Source organism: Helicobacter salomonis, assembly GCF_900197775.1.
GTDB classification, from domain to species: Bacteria; Campylobacterota; Campylobacteria; order Campylobacterales; family Helicobacteraceae; genus Helicobacter; species Helicobacter salomonis.
In genome coordinates this window covers 1-20,105 of sequence record NZ_FZMA01000001.1, presented here as the reverse complement: position 1 = coordinate 20,105, position 20,105 = coordinate 1, and the positions used below count along the sequence as shown (strand labels likewise).

Sequence of the window (20,105 nt, the reverse complement as noted above, 5' to 3'; positions counted from 1 at the left end):
GCAGCTCAAAACCACTTGTAAATGGAGACTGCGATCGCGCAAGCATAAACACCCAAGAGCGCACGTCTGTGCCACAGAGCACTCACTGAGGGCATGAGCTTTACACCTACCATCACTCCTCCCACGCTCCCAAGTCCTACCATCAAACCCCATTGCAAATCGTGCAAATTGAAGAGTGCGTGGCGCGCTAAAGAGATCACCCCACTTATGGAAGAGAAAATGACAAAAAACAGTCCCAATGGCACGCTCTGCTTGGCAGGGATTTTGAGATAATAAGCCAGCAAAGGCACCATTAGCACCCCTCCCCCAATGCCTAAACTAATGGCAAACACTCCAGTGAGCGCGCCAATACCCAGCAAGAGGGTTTTTTGTTTAAGTCCTAGAGTGTGGAGGCCCTCTAAAGACGCAGGGGGATTTTTGGATTTAAAAGCAAAGCGTATAAAGGAATATAATGTTACTAAAATGAATATTCCCAAGAGCATTTTATGCGAAAAACTGCGTAAAATAAGTCCGCTAAAACTCGCTCCAACCATCCCTCCAAGTCCGACATAAATTCCTGTGCGTACATCTAAAAGCCCCTTTTTGAAATTGGCCAAACTCCCCACGATAGATGAGCAAGCCATCTGTAAAATTGAAATTCCCACTGCACTCTCATAAGAATGTCCAAGCAGTAACATAATGGGCACAATCACCATGCCTCCCCCAATACCAAAAAATCCCGACAGCACTCCAGTGATCCCTCCCAACAGCAAGAACAACCCCAAGTAAAATACTTCCATACATACCTCTAAATTTTTATGGCTCAATCAGGCAATCCAAGACCAATGCCCTTGAATTACAATCAAGCGAGTTTGTGTTATGCTAATGCCATGCAAATTATGTTCGACCGGCGCATGCTCACGCATTTTGATTTCCTCTTGTTTTTCTTCTTGCTCCCCCTCATGGGCTTATCTGCTTTTCTCATCCACGAAGCCAATGGTGCCTTGAGTTTCAAGCAAGGGATTTATTTTGGCTTGGCTTTTGGAGTTTTTTGGATAGCTTTTTTCATCCCCTTCCGCCGCTTGGATCGCAGTTTTCATGTGTTTTATTGGATTTGTATTGTTCTATTATTGCTGGTGAATATCATGGGCACGAGCAAGCTGGGCGCGCAACGTTGGTTGACCATTCCAGACACCTCCATCTCTTTCCAACCTAGCGAACCCGTCAAGATCGCCATTTTATTGTTGTTAGCTCATCTGATCCGCGCCAATCCCGTGCCCAGTGAAGGGTATGGCTGGAAAACTTTTGGCAAGTTGAGTTTTTACATTGTACTCCCCTGTGTCTTGATCCTAAAACAGCCTGATTTGGGCACGGCGTTGGTCATTTTGATCATGGGTTTTGGAGTGCTTTTCTTGGTGGGCGTGCACCCCAAGATTTGGATCACTCTAGGGTTAGTTTTTGCCATCGCCTCTCCACTCATCTATAGCTCCTTACATGATTATCAGAAAAAGCGTATTCACGATTTTATCGCTGAAAAACCCAATTACCATGTCCGCCAGTCCATCATCGCCATTGGTTCTGGAGGATTCCTAGGCAAATCCCAAGAAGAATCCACGCAGGCTAAACTCAAATTTCTACCCATCGCTACCAGTGATTTTATTTTTGCCTATTTTGTAGAACGCTTTGGATTTTTGGGCGCGTTTTTATTATTGAGCTTTTACATGGGCTTTGTGTTGCATTTTCTAGCCTATTTCAGAAGCGATCCAAGAGATTATTTCCTGCAGGCTATCACGGCTGGCATTGCGATTCTGATTTTTGTCTACACCAGTGTGAATGTAGCGATGACATTGGGTTTAGCCCCCGTGGTAGGCCTGCCCCTACCCTTATTTAGCTATGGGGGCAGCAGTTTTATCACTTTCATCGCGCTCTTTGGCATCTTTGAAAATCTACTTGCTTTTAAATTCGGTTTTGGTTATAATCGCCCCGCTCGGAAGAAGGGATTCTTAGCTCAGCTGGTTAGAGCACTCGGCTCATAACCGATTGGTCGTAGGTTCAAGTCCTACAGAATCCACCAGCTTTAAGGATTCCACATGCACATTGCCGCCAGTCTTTTAAGTGCTGATTTTCTCAACCTCCAAACCAGTTTAGAAAGAGTTAGGGGAGTGGATTTTTTCCACATCGATGTGATGGATGGACATTTTGTGCCCAATCTCACCTTTGGACCCTGTGTGCTCAAAGACCTACACAAGGTGTTTAACACACCCTTAGATATCCACTTAATGGTAGAAAATCCTCTCTTCTTTGTGGATCTCTACAAGGACTTGCAACCCACTTTTATCACTTTGCACATAGAAAATACGCCTCATCTACACAGAAGTGTGCACTATATCAAAAGTCTAGGTATCAAAGCAGGTGTAAGTTTAAACCCGGCCACACCTCTATGTGGGCTGGATTATATTGTGCAAGATTTAGACTTGGTGTTGCTCATGAGCGTCAATCCGGGTTTTGGAGGGCAGAGTTTTTTGCCCTTTATCCTAGATAAGCTCAAAGCGTTCAAAACGCGTTTTCCTCACTATCAAGGTGTCTTGGAAGTGGATGGAGGGATTAATGCCAATAATGCCCCCTTGTTGCGTGTCTGTGGGGCTAATATGCTTGTGGTAGGCAACTACCTTTTCACGCACAGCGATCCCACCCAAGCGCTTTGCAAATTGCGCTCTTGAATATGCGGTTTACCTACACGCAAGTTCCTAGTTTGGTGGCGGGTTCTTGCGCCATGAGGGCTAGGATCGTTTTCTGTGCTTGATTGGCTTGTATGGATGCAAAATCAGAATGTGGTGGGGTTTTGGCTGCTTTTCGTGCGCCTTGCAGGGGTGATGGCGTTTTTCCCTTTTTTTGACAATAATTTGGTCCCCATGTCGGTGCGGGGAGTTCTAGGGTTTTTCCTAGCCTTAGTCTTTTACCCCACTATCTCGCACACTCCTCTCAATCTCAATACACAAGAATTTCTCATTGCCCTGCTTTCAGAACTCTTGCTAGGGCTATGCGCCTCATTCTTTCTGCATTTGGTTTTCAGCACTCTAGCCTTTGCCACGGACACCATTAGTTTTTCGATGGGTTTGACAATGGCGAGCGCTTACGATCCCATTTCGGGTGCGCAAAAAGCCATCGTGGGGCAAGTGGTTTTGCTCTTGGCAATTTTGGTTATGCTCCAAACTTCCATGCATCATTTCATCATTCTTTGGGTGCAACACAGTTTGCAAAAAGTGCCTTTGGGGAGTTTTGTGCTCTCAGCTGATGTCGCTAAAGCGAGTGTCAAGGCATTCGCCTACCTGTTCAGCATAGGATTTAGCATGGCTTTTCCTATTCTCGCCCTAATCATGTTGAGCGATGTGGTGTTTGGCATGATTATGAAAACACACCCTCAGTTTAACCTGCTGGCCATCGGTTTTCCTCTTAAAATTGCGATCGCGCTCATTGGGCTTATTATGGTTTTAGGTTCCATAATACACCGCTTTAAGGATCACCTCCTAGATGCCTTTCAACTGCTCGCCAAATTATTCTAGGCTCCAACCCCTGCCAATATAAGCCATTTGTAATTTTAGCTATGTTAGAGTGGGTTCTTTGATCGCTTCCCTAAATTTTAAAAATATCAGCGTAGGTTTGGCTTGACCCCATCCGCCCCTAAGGATTTTAATGGCTCACGAGCAACATAAACAAAGAACCCATACCCCTGTGAGTGGGTATCGCATCGAGGAATTGCGCGCAAAACCCACTGAGAAACTCTTAGCAATTGCCAACGAACTCAAAGTCGAAAACCCTCAAGAATACAAACGCCAAGATTTGATGTTTGAAATCCTCAAAAATCAGGTTAGCCAGGGGGGCTATATTCTCTTCACGGGTATTTTAGAGATGTCCAATGAGGGGTATGGTTTTTTAAGAGGGATGGATGGGAGTTTTTCAGACAATCAGAATGACACTTATGTGAGCCACTCCCAAATTAAACGCTTTGCCCTGCGCAATGGAGATATTGTAACCGGTCAAGTGCGCGCCCCCAAAGATCAAGAAAAATACTACGCTTTGCTCAAAATTGAGGCGGTGAATTATCTCCCTTTAGATGAAATCCGCAATCGCCCTCTCTTTGATAACTTAACTCCACTCTTCCCAACCGAGCAGATCAAGCTGGAATACGAACCCACTAAAGTAACCGGGCGTATGCTCGATCTCTTTAGCCCCATTGGCAAGGGACAGCGCGCCCTCATTGTCGCCCCGCCCCGCACGGGTAAAACCGAGTTGATGAAAGAGTTGGCCCATGGGATCACCGCCAACCACCCAGAAATGGAGCTCATTATTTTATTAGTAGATGAGCGTCCCGAAGAGGTTACGGACATGCAACGCAGCGTGCGTGCCCAAGTCTTTAGCTCGACTTTTGATCTGCCCTCCCATAACCATGTGCGCATTGCCGAATTGGTGCTAGAGCGGGCTAAAAGGCGCGTAGAAATGGGTAAAGATGTGGTGATTTTACTAGATTCGATCACCCGCTTAGCCCGTGCTTACAACGCGATTACCCCCTCTAGTGGTAAGGTGTTGAGTGGGGGCGTGGACGCGCACGCCTTGCACCGCCCTAAGCGCTTTTTTGGCGCGGCGCGCAATATCGAGGAGGGGGGGAGTTTGAGCATTATCGCTACTGCTCTCATTGAAACCGGATCGCGCATGGATGAGGTGATCTTTGAGGAATTTAAAGGCACGGGCAATAGCGAGATTGTATTAGCTAGAAGTATTTCCGATCGGCGCATTTACCCCGCCTTTGATGTGCTCAAATCGGGCACGCGTAAAGACAATATCTTGCTGGGCAAGGATAAGCTCACCAAAGTTTGGGTTCTACGCAATGTGATGCAGCAAATGGACGATGTGGAAGCTCTGAACTTTATCTACTCTAAAATGCAAACTACGAAGGACAATGCCGAATTTTTGGACTTGATGAATCAAGGTTCTTAGTGCGCGTAGGGGTTTTTGATAGCGGGGTGGGGGGTTTGAGCGTGCTTAAAAGCGTCTTAGAGGCACGCTTGTTTGCAGATATTATCTACTATGGTGACACTGCGCGCGTGCCCTATGGACCTAAAGACAAGGCTACGATCGAGCACTTTGCCCTAGAGGCTTTAGAATTTTTTAAACCTTATAAAATTGAAATGCTGTTAGTGGCGTGTAACACGGTAAGTTCCCTAGCCCTAGAGGTGATGCGCGCGCATTCTTCTATCCCCATTGTGGGCGTGATTGAATCGGGCATTCTAGCCATCACGCAACAATTCAAAGACAAGCACACGCCTATTTTGGTGCTAGGCACACGCGCCACTATTGCTTCAGGCCAATATGCCCAGCAACTCCACGCGCACGGTTATATTAATGTGCACAGTTTAGCTACAGGGCTTTTCGTGCCTTTAATTGAAGAGGGAGTGCTAGAGGGGGATTTATTGCAAGCGTGCATGCAACATTATTTTCAAGCCATCGAACATGCGCCTGCAGCGATTATCTTGGGCTGCACGCATTTTCCCTTTATCGCCCCTAGTTTGCAGAGGTATTTTCAAGAGCGTTTTAAATGCTCCTGTATCTTAGTGCATTCTGGAGATGCGATCGTGCACCACCTACAAGAGAGCCACCGCCTCACACCCCTCACTGCTCCCCCCCAAGTGCGTTTTTTTGCCAGCGGAGATGTAAATGCGCTTTGCATCCAAGCTGAGGCGTGGCTGGGTTCAGCTCTTTACCCTTCTTGCCAGAATGCTTAGAGTCTTTTCTCCTATTAAGACTAGGTTAACCCAATCGCGCTAGACCCCTCTGCAAATACAACCAAACCAGGAGGTTCCTCATGAAGCCTTTTGTTGCTACCGCTCTTTGCGGATTCCTCAGCTTTAGCGCTCCTCTGTGGGCAGCTACTTCTATATCAACCATTTCTGAAGAAAGCACGCGGTTTGATAATTTTTTTCTTAACAAATTTGCCCAAGCACTCTTTGGCCACGACGCAACCCAAAAGCAGGCTCGTTACGAATTCTTACAAAGCGTGCTCGACCCCAAATTAGAGTCTGCGGTCCTCGAACAATTCAAGCGTAACGCTCAGGTGTTTGCACCCCATGCGATCGCCAAGGCATATCTCTTCACCCAGCCTAGGATCGTCGCTTTAGCCAATGGAGTGAAACAGGCGCATTTTGAGGTGGCTGTCAAGGCATATAGCAAGGAAAACATGGAACCCTTGGTGCACGCTCGAGAATGGGTGCAGGTTACCTTTAGTTATCCTGAAACTGCGCACGGCCATACAGCCCTAGGCGATAATCTTTCAAATTTCAAGGTACTTAGTTTTACCCATCGCCCTGCAAGTAAAATTCATCCGGTGTGTGGCATTTGAGTTAAGCCAGATTGGCTTTGACGGAGGTGTGGGGGGTGAACTGATCCAAGCCCTAGAGAAGGCAAAGTTTAAAGTTAAGGCCTATGGATACGGCTTTGGAGGTCGTTTGCCTTTAGAGCAAACCAACGAATTTTTTAACCAATGCGAATTAGTGTTAGGCTGTGGAAATGTAGAATCGTTAAACTTTATCAATATGAAACTGCGCGACTTTGATGCACCCATGAGTGGGGCAGCTTACATCACTACTTACAACAAAGATTTGGAGGCTCTCTTTGAGAGAGATAGCATGATCTTCTATCGTAGTATTCCTCAACTCGTTCAACAAGTGCGCTACTACTTGGACCACAAAGAAGAATTGCAAAAAATCAGGGATAAAGCTTTTAAAGAGGCTTCCAGCAAACACACCTACGAAAAACGCTTCAGGGATGTATTTGATAGGATTATTCATGGAGTAAACTAAGCTATATCTACAAAGCCTCCAACATTAAACACTGGGAACACTTGTGTCTGATGCTAAAGCGATCGTGACGATTGGCTGATTATATCAAAACTCTTTTGAGATGAAACGATGATTCAACGCTACCTTTTCTTTATTTTTCTAGACAGCTTTCTAGTCAGTAGGTTCAGTAATTCTCTAATCGTCATGGAGTACGCACCGTCGTTATGGTAAATCTCGGTTGAATAGATCGCATTTTGTAAAAATGCTAAAATTTTAGCAAAGCTCAGGTCTTGATGGAATTTGGGTTGGCCCTCTATAGTGTTAAGTGGATGGGCATGAAGCATCTCCAAGTAGGCGTTATCGTGGGTATCTAGGTAACGGACGTAATCTAGGACTTCTTTAAAATCCTTAAAATCGTGCACATTGACAAAACTCTTGGGATTGAAATCTCTAGCCACAACGGGATTACCCCAATAAATGGGAATAGTGTGGGCAAAATAAGCATCAACGATTTTTTCGGTAGTATAGCCATGGTCTTTGGAATTTTCAAAGCAGAGATTAAATTTATGCTGGCTTAAAAACTCCCACTTGTTCTTAATAGGTTTGCCAATCGTGTTAAATACCCCCCCCCGCAACTGGGCGATATGCACAAAGCTCTTGATAACAGGCATTGCGCATAGGAGCGTTAGGATTAGAGGCTACAAAGCTTGCAAACCCTCTTTGAAGGGGATCACTCTGATTTTTAGCTAGAAGATACAATGGGGATAGTTATCTTTAAAAGAGGCGTTAAGGGTGATGGTACAGTGGGGGGCCTTCTCCGTATATTGGTAGTTAGAGTTTAGCTCGAGATAGTTTTTATAAAAGGCCTGCCTGGTCCGCTCATCCACTTTAAATGGGGAATCTGGACTCATGATAGCAAGTTTTAAGAAAGTCCAAAGATGTGTATATTGACATACTCCCCATAGCTAAAGCTAGGGGATTCTGGTATCATCAAGGCTAGCCCGCTAGGCGGGTCTTAGCGCCTCTACTCCAAGAGTGGATGCCCCCACTCTGTGTATATTGATGCTTGCGTTTAAATCTCTACCCACTTCAAAACCACAGCCCAAGCATTTAAACACCCTATCCTTTAGGCTTAAATCCTCTTTGAGTGTCCCACAGCTAGAGCAGGTTTTAGAGCTGGGATAGAATCTATCAATCTTGACCACTTGGGTTTTTCTCTCCAAGATAGCCACGAATTCACCAAAAGCCAAGTCATTAATCTTACGTCCCCAAAGTTTAACCATACCCTTCAGGTTCAAATCCTCAATGAAAATAGTGGTGTATTGCTTAGATAGGCTATTGGCAAGCTTATAGAAAAAGTCTGTTCTTAGATTTTTGATTTTTCTATGCAACCTAGCAAGTTTTAGCCTAGCTTTCAAGCGTCTATGGCTACCTCTTTTCTTTTTGGATAGAGAACGACTACAAGCACGAATCAAAGGCAAATATTTAGAGAAAAATAAAGGCGATGGTATCTGTGTGCCATTAGAGCAGGTGAGAAAAGTCTTCAACCCAAAGTCAAGCCCCACGCTGTTACCGCATGCAGGCTCGCTCGCAAACGGCTTCAAGCATTCTGCTTTCGCCGGCTCGTCCTCTTTTTCACATACAAGGCACAAGAAATGATCACCCAGATTATTTCTTTTAATGGCTAAGGTCTTGGGTTTGCCTACAAGGTCATAGGCCTTGACAAACTTAAAAGCATAGCCATTAAAAGAAATAACATTGTCTTGGATTTTACAACCTACCTTCCCCTTAGATGTGAAAGCTTGATACAGAGCCACCTTTTTAAAACACGGGGGTCTGTTTTGCTTTTTGAAAAACTTTTTGTAAGATTTATCTATTCGTTCTACCAACTCCTGCAAGGTTTGAGACCCTAGAGTTTTTAAAAAGCTAAAGCGTGTTGTTCGTTTTAATTTAGTGATATGTTTTTGCAGAGTATAGAGCTTTAAGTGTTTCTTGTAGAGCCTATAATACCTCTTATGCAAAGCAATACAATGGTTATAACAAATGCCATAAAGGCGCAGAAGTTTGCTTATATGCTTATTTCTGCTTGTGCTGTAGAGTTTCTGCTTGTAGGCGATTAACATAGTCTTTCCACTTGTTTTTCTGCTTGGGTCTTTCAGAGTTTTGCTGGTTGGCGATGTATTGCTTGATTACCTCCAAAGGTGCACCCCCTACAGAAGAAATAAAACAAGAGTTGGTCCATAGTGTAGGCAATCTAGTTCTCAAGTGTGCAAACTCTTGTCTTAAAAGCCGACTACTTCTACCCTTAGCTGTTCTAATAAACTTCATCACTCCAAAGCTTGGATCAACTTCTGCCAAAATGTGGATATGATCCTTATCTGTTTCCATTTCTAAAATCTCCACTTCTAGCTCTTGTGCCACTTCCAAAATGATTTGCTTTAACCTTATCTCTACCTGATCTACAAGGACTTTTCTCCTATATTTGGGACACCACACAATATGGTATTTGCAAGAATAGACAATATTATTATTACTTTTGTATTGGATAGTTTGCATGTTTTGTATTATACAAACATAAGATTAACTAATACTTTAAAGTGGATATTTTTTTATTATGCTCTAAAGAGCATACGCCTTATATCCCCATAGCTAAAGCTAGGGGCTTTACGGCGCGATTGGTAACGGACGTAAAGATTGGCTACACTCAGACCAGGTTGTGTTTTAGCATGTCAGGACAAGACGCACTAGCAAAAATGTGAAAAATGTGAAGGACTGAAATAGATCAACTGGACTGTTTGTACCTTTTCTGCAACAATCATATCGTAATTCGGGTACGAAAATTAGATAGCTTACGCATAACGAGGGGGTTGAAGCTGAATCAAATAACCTCTTTTTCTTAAATCTATTCTATCAGAACGCGTGTAAAACTCAATCCTTATAGGGCACTAAATGTAAGTGTATATAAGAAAATAAAAGCCATCCTCGCAATAGGTAAATGGGATTAGTAAAACCTGATATGGCAGAGTTGTATACGCTCATTCTAGCCGCCAAGATTAAGCGTAATGACGCGTTGGCAGCTAAGCTCCACCCATTGTGGGTTTTTGGTCTGTAAGGGCTTTGAAAATTTAGTCAAAAATGACATTTTAGTGAAGTCGTTACAAGATACTGCTAAGAGTAAAAACGCCACCCCAGTCCAAATCGCCCTATCGTGGATTTTGCGCATGCAAAGTGGGACGATCCCGCTGTTTGGCACAACTAAAGAAGAGTGCTTGACTGAAAATATTGGGACTTCACGCGTGCAGTGGTAAGCTGGCGGGCTGGAAGACTTTAACCAAGAGCTGGGCAAAATCGCTGCAACTGGGGATCGCCACCCCAAAAATCTCAACAAGAAGGTGGTAAATGAAACAATCAAATCTTGCGCGTGTAGCGCAAGTTGTCTTCTAAGCGATCTAGGTATTCCTCTAATTGGGTGAGGCGATCTAAGTTGCGCGCAATGCTCTCCTGCACCTTGTCAAATTCCCTAAATTGCAGAGTTGGTGTTCAGCTCACATTGCTAATTTTGTGCTAATCTTGCTCACAAAATGCAAGGGAGAATCGATGAAAATTAAAGCAGTGATGTTAGAAGCGGATTCTTTAGGGCGGACTCATAAACTTGCTCCCCTAGAGGAATTTGTCGATCTAACTTCTTACCCAAACACGCCTCAAGAATTAGTGTTAGAGCGGTGCAAGGATGCTGAAATAGTCATTCTTAACAAGGTTGTAATGGATGCACCCACGCTAAAAAACTTGCCTAAACTCAAACTTATTTGCGTTACTGCCACGGGGACAAATATCATCGATCATTCTTGCGCGCAGGAATTGGGTATTGCAATCAAAAATGTAGAGGGGTATTCCACCCACAGCGTAACCATGCATACCTTTGCTCTAGTGTTTGCCTTGTTGTCTAATATGTTCTATTACGATCGCTATTGTAAAAGTGGAGAGTATTGCAAGAGCAAGGTTTTTACACATTTTAATAAGGATTTATTGGCCTTAGAGAATAAAGAGTGGGGGATCATTGGTTTGGGTAATATTGGAAAAAGCGTGGCTAAGAGCGCGCTCAGTTTTGGCGCGCGGGTGAGTTATACCTCGACGAGTGGGCGCAACCACGATAGTACTTATCCTGAAAAATCCCTAGAAGCGTTGTTGCGCACTAGCGATGTGATCACCATCCACGCCCCGCTCAATGAGCAAACCCATAACCTCATCAATGCCTCTAATCTGCCTCTCTTAAAAGAGAAGGCGGTTTTAGTCAACGTGGGGCGAGGGGGGATTGTCAATGAGGAAGAGGTGGCTAAGGCACTAGTAACACAGGATTTTTACTACGGCACAGATGTGTTTGAACAAGAGCCCATGCGTGTTAATCACCCCTTTTTAAACCCCGATATCCAACATAGACTTTTGCTCACGCCCCATATCGCTTGGGGTTATGGCAATACCATTAAAAAGCTCGTAGCGGGCACAATCGAAAATGTTAGAGAGTATATCCATCTACGTCAACACACTTAGAACTGCTTTTGCTCTAAGTAGTTCTCTTGTACAAAGTCTAAAATTTCCAAGCTTAGATTGAACTTGTCCATGCGCGCGCTGCGCCGGCACGCCAATCTGCTCAAAAAGGTGATTTGGTTTTCTAAAGCTCCAAAAGGGTTTTGCTCTAGGGTGTTTAGGCACACAATCTGACATCCCTTGCCCCCGTTTTCCACATCTTCTAGTAATGTTTGGGCATTCTTCAGGGCAGAAGAGAGGTGCATGCCTCCCTCTTCTGCCTTAAAGGCAATCTTGTAAAATCCCTGCACAGCGCGCAAAATATCCACATTTTGCATACATTCCAAAGCCCAATGCACTCCTAAATCTTGTTTTTTAAGTTTGCCTACATGGGGATGGGTGGGCTTGTAATCACTGATAGCTGCGAGCATGAACAAGAAGGGAGGGAATTCAAGATTTTGCTTAGTTTGTAGGGCGTTCAAATAGTCTTGTGCGCTTTTAACACAGATGCACCCTATATCCATAGGTAGACTTAAGGGGAAGGCGCTAGAGATTAAGAACACTCGTGCGCCCTTGAGCCAGAGGGCGAGAGCTAGGGAACTTGCTTGCAATCCACTTGAGTGGTTAGACACATAGCGCACCGCATCGATGCGCTCTATACTTCCTCCGCCCGTGATCACCACTTCTTTTGAGACCCAAAAGGGGGTGCGCATTAAGGTACGCGCGCTAGCACTTACAATTTCTAAAATTTCTGCCATCGCACCTTTGCCTGTTGTGTTGCAGGCGAGTAGATCTACTCGCGCCTCTACAATTTCACAGCCCCATGCCTGCAGGCGCGCCAAATTCTCTTGAGTAGCGCGTGCCTCTAACATCTGGGTGTTCATGCTGGGGGCTAAAATTTTGGGCGCGCTGCTGGCTAAAAAGGTAGCACAGAGCACATTGTCCGCTAAACCATGGGCAAGCTTGGCTAGAGTGTTAGCACTTGCGGGCGCAACCACAACTAAGTCTGCCCATGTGGCATAAGTAATGTGGTTGGCGCACATGCCTTCTTGTAAATTCCAGCGTTCACTCTGAGAAGTGAGCACACTGCAATGACTCAGGGCTTCAAAACTGAGCGGGTTCACAAATTGGCATGCATGCGCGCTCATCACAACGCGCACCTGAGCTCCCATTTTCACAAACACGCGCACCAGGTCCAAGGCTTTATAAACAGCGATCGAGCCACTGACGAGCAATAAAATACGCTTGCCCTCTAGGAGATGACCAGAACACAGCCAATCTAAAGTATCAGGCATGATCATCTAAACTGCTAATCATCTGCAGGAGCGTAGAGGTGTCTAGTTTGTTGGGATTGTCCAAACTATTATAACTAAACCCCTCAGGTACAGCGACTCCCTGCTCTCCCAATAAGGTTTTGCGGTAATCTATAGGAGTTTGGAAGGAAATAGTAGGCTCTAAGATATAAAAATGCTCAAATTCTAACGCTTTGTCATCAGCGCTGATCATCACCTCATGCAATTTCTCCCCGGGGCGCACTCCGATGATTTTTAGGGGCAGATGGGGTGCTAGGGCTTTAGCCAGTTGGATAATTTCCATGCTGGGGATTTTAGGCACAAAGATTTCCCCCCCATGCATGCGTTCTAAGCTCTTGAGCACAAAGGCGACTCCTTTTTCTAAGGTGATCCAAAAGCGCGTCATGCGTGTGTCTGTAATGGGAATACTCTGTGCACCCTGTGCGATGAGGGATTTAAAAAAAGGCACCACACTGCCCCGACTGCCTACAACATTGCCATAACGCACCACGCTAAACTTTGTGCGCGCCTTCCCCTTCATATTATTAGCGCTGGTAAAGAGTTTATCACTGCAAAGCTTGGTTGCTCCATACAAGTTGATAGGATTGCTCGCCTTGTCCGTGCTTAAGGCGATCACATGCCCCACATGTGCTTGCAGACACGCCTCAATCACGCAACTTCCCCCTAAAATGTTGGTTTTAATGCATTCTAAGGGATTATATTCAGCAATGGGAACATGTTTGAGCGCGGCTGCGTGGATACACACATCTACCTCTTGCATGGCTGCACAGAGTCGGTCCTTATCGCGCACATCGCCCAGAAAAAAGCGCATTCTAGGGTCTTTATAGTGTTGCGCCATTTCGTATTGCTTGAGCTCATCACGACTATAAATGATGATTTTTTTAGGATTGTGTTCCTGCAAGAGTGCACGGGTGCACGCTTTTCCAAAACTCCCTGTACCTCCAGTGATAAGCACATTCTTTTGTTCCAAAAACCCCATTAAGCAACCTTTTAGGGACTAAGTCGGATTCCTACCCCAAAGCGGTTGGAAAACACATTATATTCGTAGAGTCCATCTCCATAGCCGTTAAAATATTGGGCGTAAAAGCCCACGAAGGTGTTAATGCGAAAAGTGTAGCCCAGACGCACTGCACCATGCCAGCGCTTGAATTTCCAATAAGGAGTGAAAATGTCATAGAGGCGCATTTCAAAATGATGCCGTCCGCGTCTGTACTCTACAAGAGCATTCCCATAGCCCATGTAATCGATCAAATCTGGGTTGGATTGGTTATAGGGGATGTAGGGCCAGTAGGCAACATTAACTTTTAACCCGCCCTTTTGCCACACTAGGTGAAAAACTGGGCGTTGTCCGGCACTCACTGAGCGGCACCCCCCTTCGATCTCTTGTTGTCCATTGCTGTATTTCACCACACGCACAGGACCCCCAGGAAACGCCCCCAGGGCATTTCCATCTTCATATTTTTGATAACATTGCCGCCCCCCAATCCCATTGGAGATATGTTGCCCCCCAAACCAAAACTCACTCAAAGTCCCCAATTTACCGTGCCAAATAGAGAGATTGAGAGGATAAACATAAATGAGTTCAGGCATATAGTTAACCATGCGCATGGGCGCGCTTTGAGGGTTGTTATAAATTTGAAACCAATTAGTTTGTGTGTAGGCCAAATAAAGCGTGCCCGTGGTAAAGAGAAAATGCCTGAATACAGGAACTCTAAAGCTAATTTGGAATTTAAATTCTGTAGATTGGTAACGGTTAATATCAGGGTGATACCACTGGTAAATGGGTGTGAAGCTGTGGTAATAAGGCATAAAATAAGTCCCTCTATACTCCATTAGCTCTAAGTATTTCCGGGCAAACTCCACAAAGGGATGAGTTTTTTTAGGCTTTGCGGGGGCGATTTCCCAGCTGTCTTTGAGGCTATAAAAACTTGGCTTGTAAAAACTCTCAGAAGGCATGGTGCCAATATAACCCGTATTTTTGAGTTGAGAAGAACTTAGCTCCAAGCTTTCTGAGGTGCAACAAGCGCAGAGGATTAAAAGAAGCTTACGCACTTTTAAAAAACTGCAACATGAGAATGAGTAATACAATAATCGGGGCAATAAAGCGCACACTAAAAAACCACACCACAAAGGCAGGGCGGCTTAAAAAACGCGCGCTGGCCTTGTAAATACGTTTTTTGTGCATGAACCATCCTAGGAAGATAAGTGAAAAAAGACCTCCTAAGGGCATGGTGACTGAAGAAGTGATGAAATCCGCCCAGTCAAAGACGCTTTTGTGAAAGAAAGTCAGGGCTTTGGAATAATCCTTGTGGATGGAAAAAATCACCAGCAACCCTAAGAGAAAAATCCCCAGGCCAACCAAATACGAGGCTTTAAAACGACTCCATTTAAAGTGGTTCATCAGATAGAGAATCGCAGGTTCTATGAGAGAGACCGTAGAGGTGATTCCTGCAAAGATCAGAGCCAAGAAGAATAAAAAGGCAATCAAGGGACCTATGGCACCCATACTATGGAAGATCAGGGGCAAGGAAATAAAGACTAGACCCACGCCCTGAGAAGGCTCGCCATTGAAATTAAAAATAAAGGTGAAGATCATCAAACCGGCTACCAAGGAAACAGCAATGCCGGGCAAAACTACCCATAGCGAGCTCCCTAGGAGATTTTCATTAGAGCGCGTGAAAGCGGCATAAGTAGTGATGGTGCCCACCCCTAAACTCAGAGAGAAAAACATCTGCCCTAAGGCCTCTAAAAGCACTTCAAGGGTGATCTTACTAGCATCAAAACTAAACATATACGCCATGGCCTTGGAAAAACTAGGCAAGGTCATGGCATAAATGAGCAAGCCAATGAAGATGATGAATAAAAGAGGCATAAGCCATAGGCTCAGGCGCTCAATCCCCTCTTTAATCCCCTTAGAAACAATCCACACCGTAAGCCACAGCCAAAGACTAAACCCCCCTATTTGCCATGCTAGATCACTAGAGCTCAATGTGCCAAAGGTTTGTTGGGCTATTTCTAAAGAAACGGGCAAATTAAAGCTCACTTTTAATAAATAGTAGAGAATCCAGCCCAATACCACGGCATAAAAGGACATGATAATAGGTCCACCTAGGAGGAGTAAAGCACTCCATGACCATACTTTTCTGTGTTTGGTGTTGAGATGTTCATAGCAAGAAACCACATCTTTACGCCCCAAATTGCCAATAACCATGTCCACCAAGAGCATGGCCACTCCCAAAGTGAGAGTGAGTCCTAGATAGAGCAAGACAAAGGCCCCTCCGCCATTGCTCCCTGCCATGTAGGGAAAGCGCCAAATATGCCCTAGTCCAATGGAACTCCCCAAGGTGGCTAAGATAAAACCTAGTCTAGAGAAGCCCATGCTAGCCCTGCAAAATCTTCACAGCCCAAATCACCAAAATTACTATAGGCGCAATAAACTTGAGCAAGAATACCCATACAAGGAACATCAACTTGTTCAAAAAGTGCAGGCTCACTGCATAGAGTTTAGTTCTGCTCACCACCCAACCTACAAAGATGACAGATACAAGTCCCCAAAAAGGCATCAGAATGGAGGTAGAGAAAAAGTCCGTCAAATCAAAGAGATTTTTGCCAAAAAAGGTCAAGTGCGCCCCATACTTAGCGTTTAACGAGAAGATGAGCACCACGCCCACCGCAAAAACCACCGCTGTAAGTACCCATGTTGCTTTGAAACGGGAATAATTCTTGTCCACCAAATACTGCACAGGGGGTTCTAATAGCGCAATGGTAGAAGTCAAGCCTGCAAATGCCAAAGCACACAAGAATAAGACAGAGACCACACTTCCTATCGCCCCCATCTTGGAAAACACCACAGGCAAGGATACAAAGATAAGCCCTGCGCCCTGCGAAGGATTAGCTCCATATTCAAAGACAAAGGTAAAGATCATCAAGCCTGCCATCAAGGAGATCGCAATCCCTGGCAAGACAATCCAGACTGCACTCTTGAGCAAATCCTGCTTATAATGGGTGGAAGAAGCGTAGGCGATATTGATCCCTATGCCTAAACTCAAGGCAAAGAAGACCTGTCCTAGCGCACTTACGAAGACCTTCTGATTAAACTCAGCAATGCGGATCCCAAACATGAAATCCAGAGCTTTTTTAAAAGAGTCCTGGGTGGAAGCATAGATGAGCAGGCCTACAAAGATGATGAACAATAAGGGCATCAAAACAAAATTAAGCTTTTCAATGCCATCCTTGACACCCCTAGAGACCACCCAAGCACTGAGCAAGAGGGTTACAGCCAGTCCGACGACTTGCGTGCCAACGGAATTGCCTAAAAGATTGGTTAGGATCTGCTCAGAAGCCTTGACATCTGTGGGTAAATTGAAACTTACAACCGCTAAGTAGTAAAATACCCAGCCCAATACGATTCCATAAAAGGTTAGGATGATGGGACCGGTGAAGAGCATTAGCCCCGCATAACGCCAGGTTTTGCGCTCAGGGTTGGGGTCTAACTCTGCAAAGGCACAAGCGACATCTTTTTGGGTGCTCTGCCCTATCACCATTTCGGCAATCAACATCGTGAGCCCTATAGTGAGTGATAGGATTAAGAATAGAATGACAAAGCCACCCCCACCACTTGTGCCGGCCATATAGGGGAAACGCCAAATATGTCCTAATCCTACCGAACTCCCTAAAGCGGCTAAAACAAAGCCTAACTTGGAGAAGTTGTTCACTTAAGGCTCCTTTCTGTTGGAATAAAAAAAGACGCATTCTAGCATAGTAAGAATTAAGATTTACTTTATTTGGGTAGAATTGTGCCCCTTAACAATGATTTGGATTGGCATGCGCTTTAGAGTTTATTACGAAGATACCGATTGTGGTGGGATCGTCTACCACGCTAATTATTTCAAATATTGCGAGCGAGCTCGCAGCGAACTTTTTTTTGCCCATCACCTGCACCCCCAGGATCAGCGTGGGTATTTTGTGGTCAAATCCATCCAGGCAGAGTTTTTGGCTCCTGGCCAGCTGGGCGACACCCTCGAGGTGCACACCAAGCTCAAGGTATTGAAAAGAGTTAGTGTGATCTTGGAACAGGAAGTATTAAAAGTTACCTCTGAACCCACGCGCCTTTTTTGCATGCAGGTCAAACTAGCCTTCATCTCTCAAACCACCCACACCCCCATTCCCATCAGCGTACCCTTTGCATCTCTCTTGAAAAGTTTGCTCTGAACATTCTGGGGCGAATCTCTTCATGTTGAATGGCTGTTGAACTAAATTTAGATGGCAAATTCTTTAAGCTTTTCTAGCACCACTTCGGGCACTGCTTCTTGATGAATTTCTGTAAAGAAAACACGATTCACGCACGCCCCGCCCGCGCACGCCCCGCCCTCACTCTTATCGATCCAAAAATCTGAATCCAAGACAGGAATGGACTCCCTTTGGCCTAAAAAATGTAAGGCCTTCTCCTGCCTAAGGCCTACAACCCAACCATAACTACTCGCAGTGTTTGTAATGGGTTGATAGAGTTCTTCAGAAAGGTTATGTGTGCGCGCATCAAATAGCAAACCACAGACTTTAGAATCCTTGTAGGAGCGTAACCAATCAGCGTAGTACACCCCTGCATTTTCGATATGCTCATCTTCAAATTCCTCACTAGCTCCTACAGCTCTAGCGGTCATTTTCAGGAGTGCTAGAGGAGAAGGAAGCTGGGTTAGTATGTGCACATGTAAAGTGTTAGTGGCGGTGTTGACTAATGAACTTGTGATAGCACGCAACTCCTCATCTGCCATGAAAACTTTGAGAGCATAAGTGCTACGGCTTTTTTCAGCCATCTTGGCTACTAGAGCGCGGTTAGTTTGTAATTCCTCTTCTAAGAGTTTATCAAAGCGCAAGACTAGCACATCGGCTTTCAGCAAAGAAGCGACCTGTTTCATGTAATTACTATAAAGTGTAGCATCATGCCAGGGATAGGGTTTCTGTTGCATAAGCACCTTGTGCGCGTAGGCACGCGCATCTAAAATCAAACGCTTTTGGGAGTCTTGCAAAAGACTTGGTAGAGGATTCATACTTATCCTTTAATTGGAATCAGAAGGTTGATTATACTAGTCACAGGATTAATTTGCACACTTATACACAGATTCTTCTCCATCATAAGGCCTATCTGCCATGTGTTCTGATCAAATAAATCCATTAACAACTCGATTGGTTATTGGTAACCTGCGCGCCCCTATCCTACTAGCCCTCAAAAAGAGCATGCCTAAACCCCCCTAACTCCCTTGAGCACAGAAGGACAAATCCTGCGTGCCATGCTAGGGCATGCTGATTTTCGCTTTAGCGCCTCCATACCCAGGGCTTCAAAACAATGTCAGAGGTGTTTTTAGCCATTACACAAGGTCAGTTGGATGGTTTGAGCTTCTTAAGTCAGTTTAGACCCATTGAGCCTGCAGATTGGGACTTTGAGAACTCAAGCTAAGAGGCCTCAAAGCCTCTCTAGCCCAAGTCCTTCAAGAATAGATTACATCCCAATCATCGCACTTAATTTTAGTGGCTAGAATGAGCGCATCCAACTCTGCTGCACCAGGTTCTCGCTAATCTCGATTATCTATTGCGAGGATAGCTTTGTCTTTTCTTAGCATGCACCTACATCTTGAGCCCCAAAGAGTAGAGTTTTACACGCAATCTGGATAAAACCACGCACCCAAAAAGCCATGCAATACAACAACTTATATCTATCGAGCATACCTGACCTTATCCTCAACTATACTTTGAGTAAAAAATCCTCTCTAGGCACTGCGTTGAATACTTTCACCAGCGCAACAAAGTCGTATAAAAAATTTTCTTGGAGTGCGGCCAGGTTGGGGTATGTCTTTTCGTGTTTGTATTGATAAGCCCCTTTCTCAAAAGTGAATAATTTGTCTAAAGCTGTGCATTTTTGTTTGGAAGCGTTGCTATAATTGTTGGAACAACCGATACGTAACTTAAAAGTGCGCCTTTTCCACTGGCAACCTAGCCAAATATAAATCCCATGTTGCTTTTTAAAAATAGGACCATTGACATAGTTATCACCCAAAATATCCTTGCGCCCAAAGCAGATCGTGGGCTGGTTGTGCTCCCAAAAACTAATATAGGTCGTGTAATTGAGATTTAAGTTTTTTAACCATAAATCCCATTGTGCTTTAAGGGGGTTAAAATACCCAGCCTGAGCATTGGAATTACCTCTGTATTTTTCGTTTTTCTCTTTAAGATTTATAAATTCTTGCAATAACTCTTTTTGTCCCATAGAGAGCCTTCAACCAAAGATAAAAGGGTGTTTTAACAAAAAATCCTACAGACTGAAGAAAAATATAAAGAGATTTTTTTAAGGTTTTAAGAAAATCCAGGAGATTTTGAACAAACCTTAACACCTAAGCAAGAGAGCCTTGAGCCTGCTCTAAGACAACGAAGTCTTAAAGGGTTTCTCTAAGAAAGGAGGTGA

At 44.6% G+C, this 20,105-nt stretch carries 20 protein-coding genes, 1 tRNA gene and 1 pseudogene; 11 read left to right on the top strand and 11 right to left on the bottom strand.

The window, feature by feature from the left end:
* Positions 1–5: 5 nt before the first annotated feature.
* Positions 6–779 (bottom strand): sulfite exporter TauE/SafE family protein, encoded by a 774-nt coding sequence (locus C6H04_RS00110; protein ID WP_104732001.1) that lies wholly within the window; start codon positions 777–779, stop codon positions 6–8.
* Positions 780–875: 96 nt separating this feature from the next.
* Here C6H04_RS00110 and C6H04_RS00105 point away from each other — a divergent pair, with 96 nt between their 5' ends.
* From C6H04_RS00105 to C6H04_RS00070, 8 genes are all read left to right on the top strand, one after another.
* Entirely contained in the window at positions 876–2,015 is a 1,140-nt protein-coding gene (locus tag C6H04_RS00105) for an FtsW/RodA/SpoVE family cell cycle protein (RefSeq protein ID WP_199767059.1), read from the top strand.
* Positions 1,977–2,053 (top strand) — tRNA-Ile (locus C6H04_RS00100). The genes C6H04_RS00105 and C6H04_RS00100 overlap by 39 nt, the downstream gene beginning before the upstream one ends.
* 16 nt (positions 2,054–2,069) lie before the next feature.
* On the top strand, positions 2,070–2,699 hold the full coding sequence (rpe, locus tag C6H04_RS00095) for a ribulose-phosphate 3-epimerase (protein ID WP_104731976.1): 630 nt from the start codon (positions 2,070–2,072) through the stop codon (positions 2,697–2,699).
* A gap of 75 nt (positions 2,700–2,774) precedes the next feature.
* A complete protein-coding gene (fliR, locus tag C6H04_RS00090; RefSeq protein ID WP_104695519.1) occupies positions 2,775–3,542 on the top strand; it encodes a flagellar biosynthetic protein FliR in 768 nt (255 codons plus the stop codon).
* Between the two features lie 130 nt (positions 3,543–3,672).
* A complete protein-coding gene (gene rho, locus C6H04_RS00085) occupies positions 3,673–4,974 on the top strand; it encodes a transcription termination factor Rho (RefSeq protein WP_013469104.1) in 1,302 nt (433 codons plus the stop codon).
* Positions 4,974–5,759 (top strand): glutamate racemase, encoded by a 786-nt coding sequence (murI, locus tag C6H04_RS00080; RefSeq protein ID WP_104731975.1) that lies wholly within the window; start codon positions 4,974–4,976, stop codon positions 5,757–5,759. The genes rho and murI overlap by 1 nt, the downstream gene beginning before the upstream one ends.
* An 80-nt stretch (positions 5,760–5,839) precedes the next feature.
* Entirely contained in the window at positions 5,840–6,373 is a 534-nt protein-coding gene (locus C6H04_RS00075; RefSeq protein WP_104695521.1) for a hypothetical protein, read from the top strand.
* Positions 6,363–6,833, top strand: a complete 471-nt coding sequence (locus C6H04_RS00070) for a glycosyltransferase family protein (RefSeq protein WP_233711362.1) — start codon at positions 6,363–6,365, stop codon at positions 6,831–6,833. Before C6H04_RS00075 ends, C6H04_RS00070 begins: the two co-directional genes overlap by 11 nt.
* Before the next feature lie 167 nt (positions 6,834–7,000).
* Here the strand turns inward: C6H04_RS00070 and C6H04_RS00065 are convergent.
* The 3 genes and pseudogenes from C6H04_RS00065 to tnpA form a co-directional block, all read right to left on the bottom strand.
* Positions 7,001–7,657 (bottom strand): annotated as a pseudogene (locus C6H04_RS00065) (glycosyltransferase family 10 domain-containing protein); the annotation flags it as partial.
* Positions 7,658–7,816: 159 nt separating this feature from the next.
* Positions 7,817–8,935, bottom strand: coding sequence for an RNA-guided endonuclease InsQ/TnpB family protein (locus C6H04_RS00060; RefSeq protein WP_104731973.1), 1,119 nt, complete (start codon positions 8,933–8,935; stop codon positions 7,817–7,819).
* Positions 8,889–9,368 (bottom strand): IS200/IS605 family transposase, encoded by a 480-nt coding sequence (tnpA, locus tag C6H04_RS00055; RefSeq protein ID WP_104731972.1) that lies wholly within the window; start codon positions 9,366–9,368, stop codon positions 8,889–8,891. Before tnpA ends, C6H04_RS00060 begins: the two co-directional genes overlap by 47 nt.
* A 506-nt stretch (positions 9,369–9,874) precedes the next feature.
* Here tnpA and C6H04_RS08025 point away from each other — a divergent pair.
* Together C6H04_RS08025 and C6H04_RS00045 are read left to right on the top strand one after the other, a co-directional pair.
* On the top strand, positions 9,875–10,120 hold the full coding sequence (locus tag C6H04_RS08025; protein WP_104731971.1) for an aldo/keto reductase: 246 nt from the start codon (positions 9,875–9,877) through the stop codon (positions 10,118–10,120).
* Between the two features lie 289 nt (positions 10,121–10,409).
* Positions 10,410–11,360 (top strand): D-2-hydroxyacid dehydrogenase, encoded by a 951-nt coding sequence (locus C6H04_RS00045; RefSeq protein ID WP_104694911.1) that lies wholly within the window; start codon positions 10,410–10,412, stop codon positions 11,358–11,360.
* Here C6H04_RS00045 and coaBC read toward each other — a convergent pair.
* The 5 genes from coaBC to C6H04_RS00020 form a co-directional block, all read right to left on the bottom strand.
* Entirely contained in the window at positions 11,357–12,631 is a 1,275-nt protein-coding gene (gene coaBC, locus C6H04_RS00040) for a bifunctional phosphopantothenoylcysteine decarboxylase/phosphopantothenate--cysteine ligase CoaBC (RefSeq protein WP_104731999.1), read from the bottom strand. The two genes, C6H04_RS00045 and coaBC, sit on opposite strands and share 4 nt — an antisense overlap.
* Positions 12,624–13,628, bottom strand: coding sequence for a UDP-N-acetylglucosamine 4,6-dehydratase (inverting) (pseB, locus tag C6H04_RS00035; protein WP_104731970.1), 1,005 nt, complete (start codon positions 13,626–13,628; stop codon positions 12,624–12,626). The genes coaBC and pseB overlap by 8 nt, the downstream gene beginning before the upstream one ends.
* An 11-nt stretch (positions 13,629–13,639) precedes the next feature.
* Positions 13,640–14,605 (bottom strand): phospholipase A, encoded by a 966-nt coding sequence (locus C6H04_RS00030; RefSeq protein WP_104694948.1) that lies wholly within the window; start codon positions 14,603–14,605, stop codon positions 13,640–13,642.
* An 88-nt stretch (positions 14,606–14,693) separates the two neighbouring features.
* Positions 14,694–16,028 (bottom strand): sodium-dependent transporter, encoded by a 1,335-nt coding sequence (locus C6H04_RS00025; RefSeq protein WP_104731969.1) that lies wholly within the window; start codon positions 16,026–16,028, stop codon positions 14,694–14,696.
* Position 16,029: 1 nt separating this feature from the next.
* The gene (locus C6H04_RS00020) at positions 16,030–17,364 is read right to left on the bottom strand and encodes a sodium-dependent transporter (RefSeq protein ID WP_104694908.1); all 1,335 of its coding nucleotides are present in this window, start codon (positions 17,362–17,364) and stop codon (positions 16,030–16,032) included.
* Positions 17,365–17,473: 109 nt separating this feature from the next.
* Between C6H04_RS00020 and C6H04_RS00015 the strand changes: the two genes are divergently transcribed.
* Positions 17,474–17,860 (top strand): YbgC/FadM family acyl-CoA thioesterase, encoded by a 387-nt coding sequence (locus C6H04_RS00015; RefSeq protein ID WP_199766057.1) that lies wholly within the window; start codon positions 17,474–17,476, stop codon positions 17,858–17,860.
* Positions 17,861–17,907: 47 nt separating this feature from the next.
* Here C6H04_RS00015 and C6H04_RS00010 read toward each other — a convergent pair whose 3' ends face one another.
* On the bottom strand, positions 17,908–18,696 hold the full coding sequence (locus C6H04_RS00010; RefSeq protein WP_104694907.1) for a hypothetical protein: 789 nt from the start codon (positions 18,694–18,696) through the stop codon (positions 17,908–17,910).
* Positions 18,697–19,388: 692 nt separating this feature from the next.
* Complete coding sequence (locus tag C6H04_RS00005; protein WP_104731968.1) at positions 19,389–19,910, bottom strand: hypothetical protein; 522 nt, start codon at positions 19,908–19,910, stop codon at positions 19,389–19,391.
* Between the last annotated feature and the right edge of the window lie 195 nt (positions 19,911–20,105).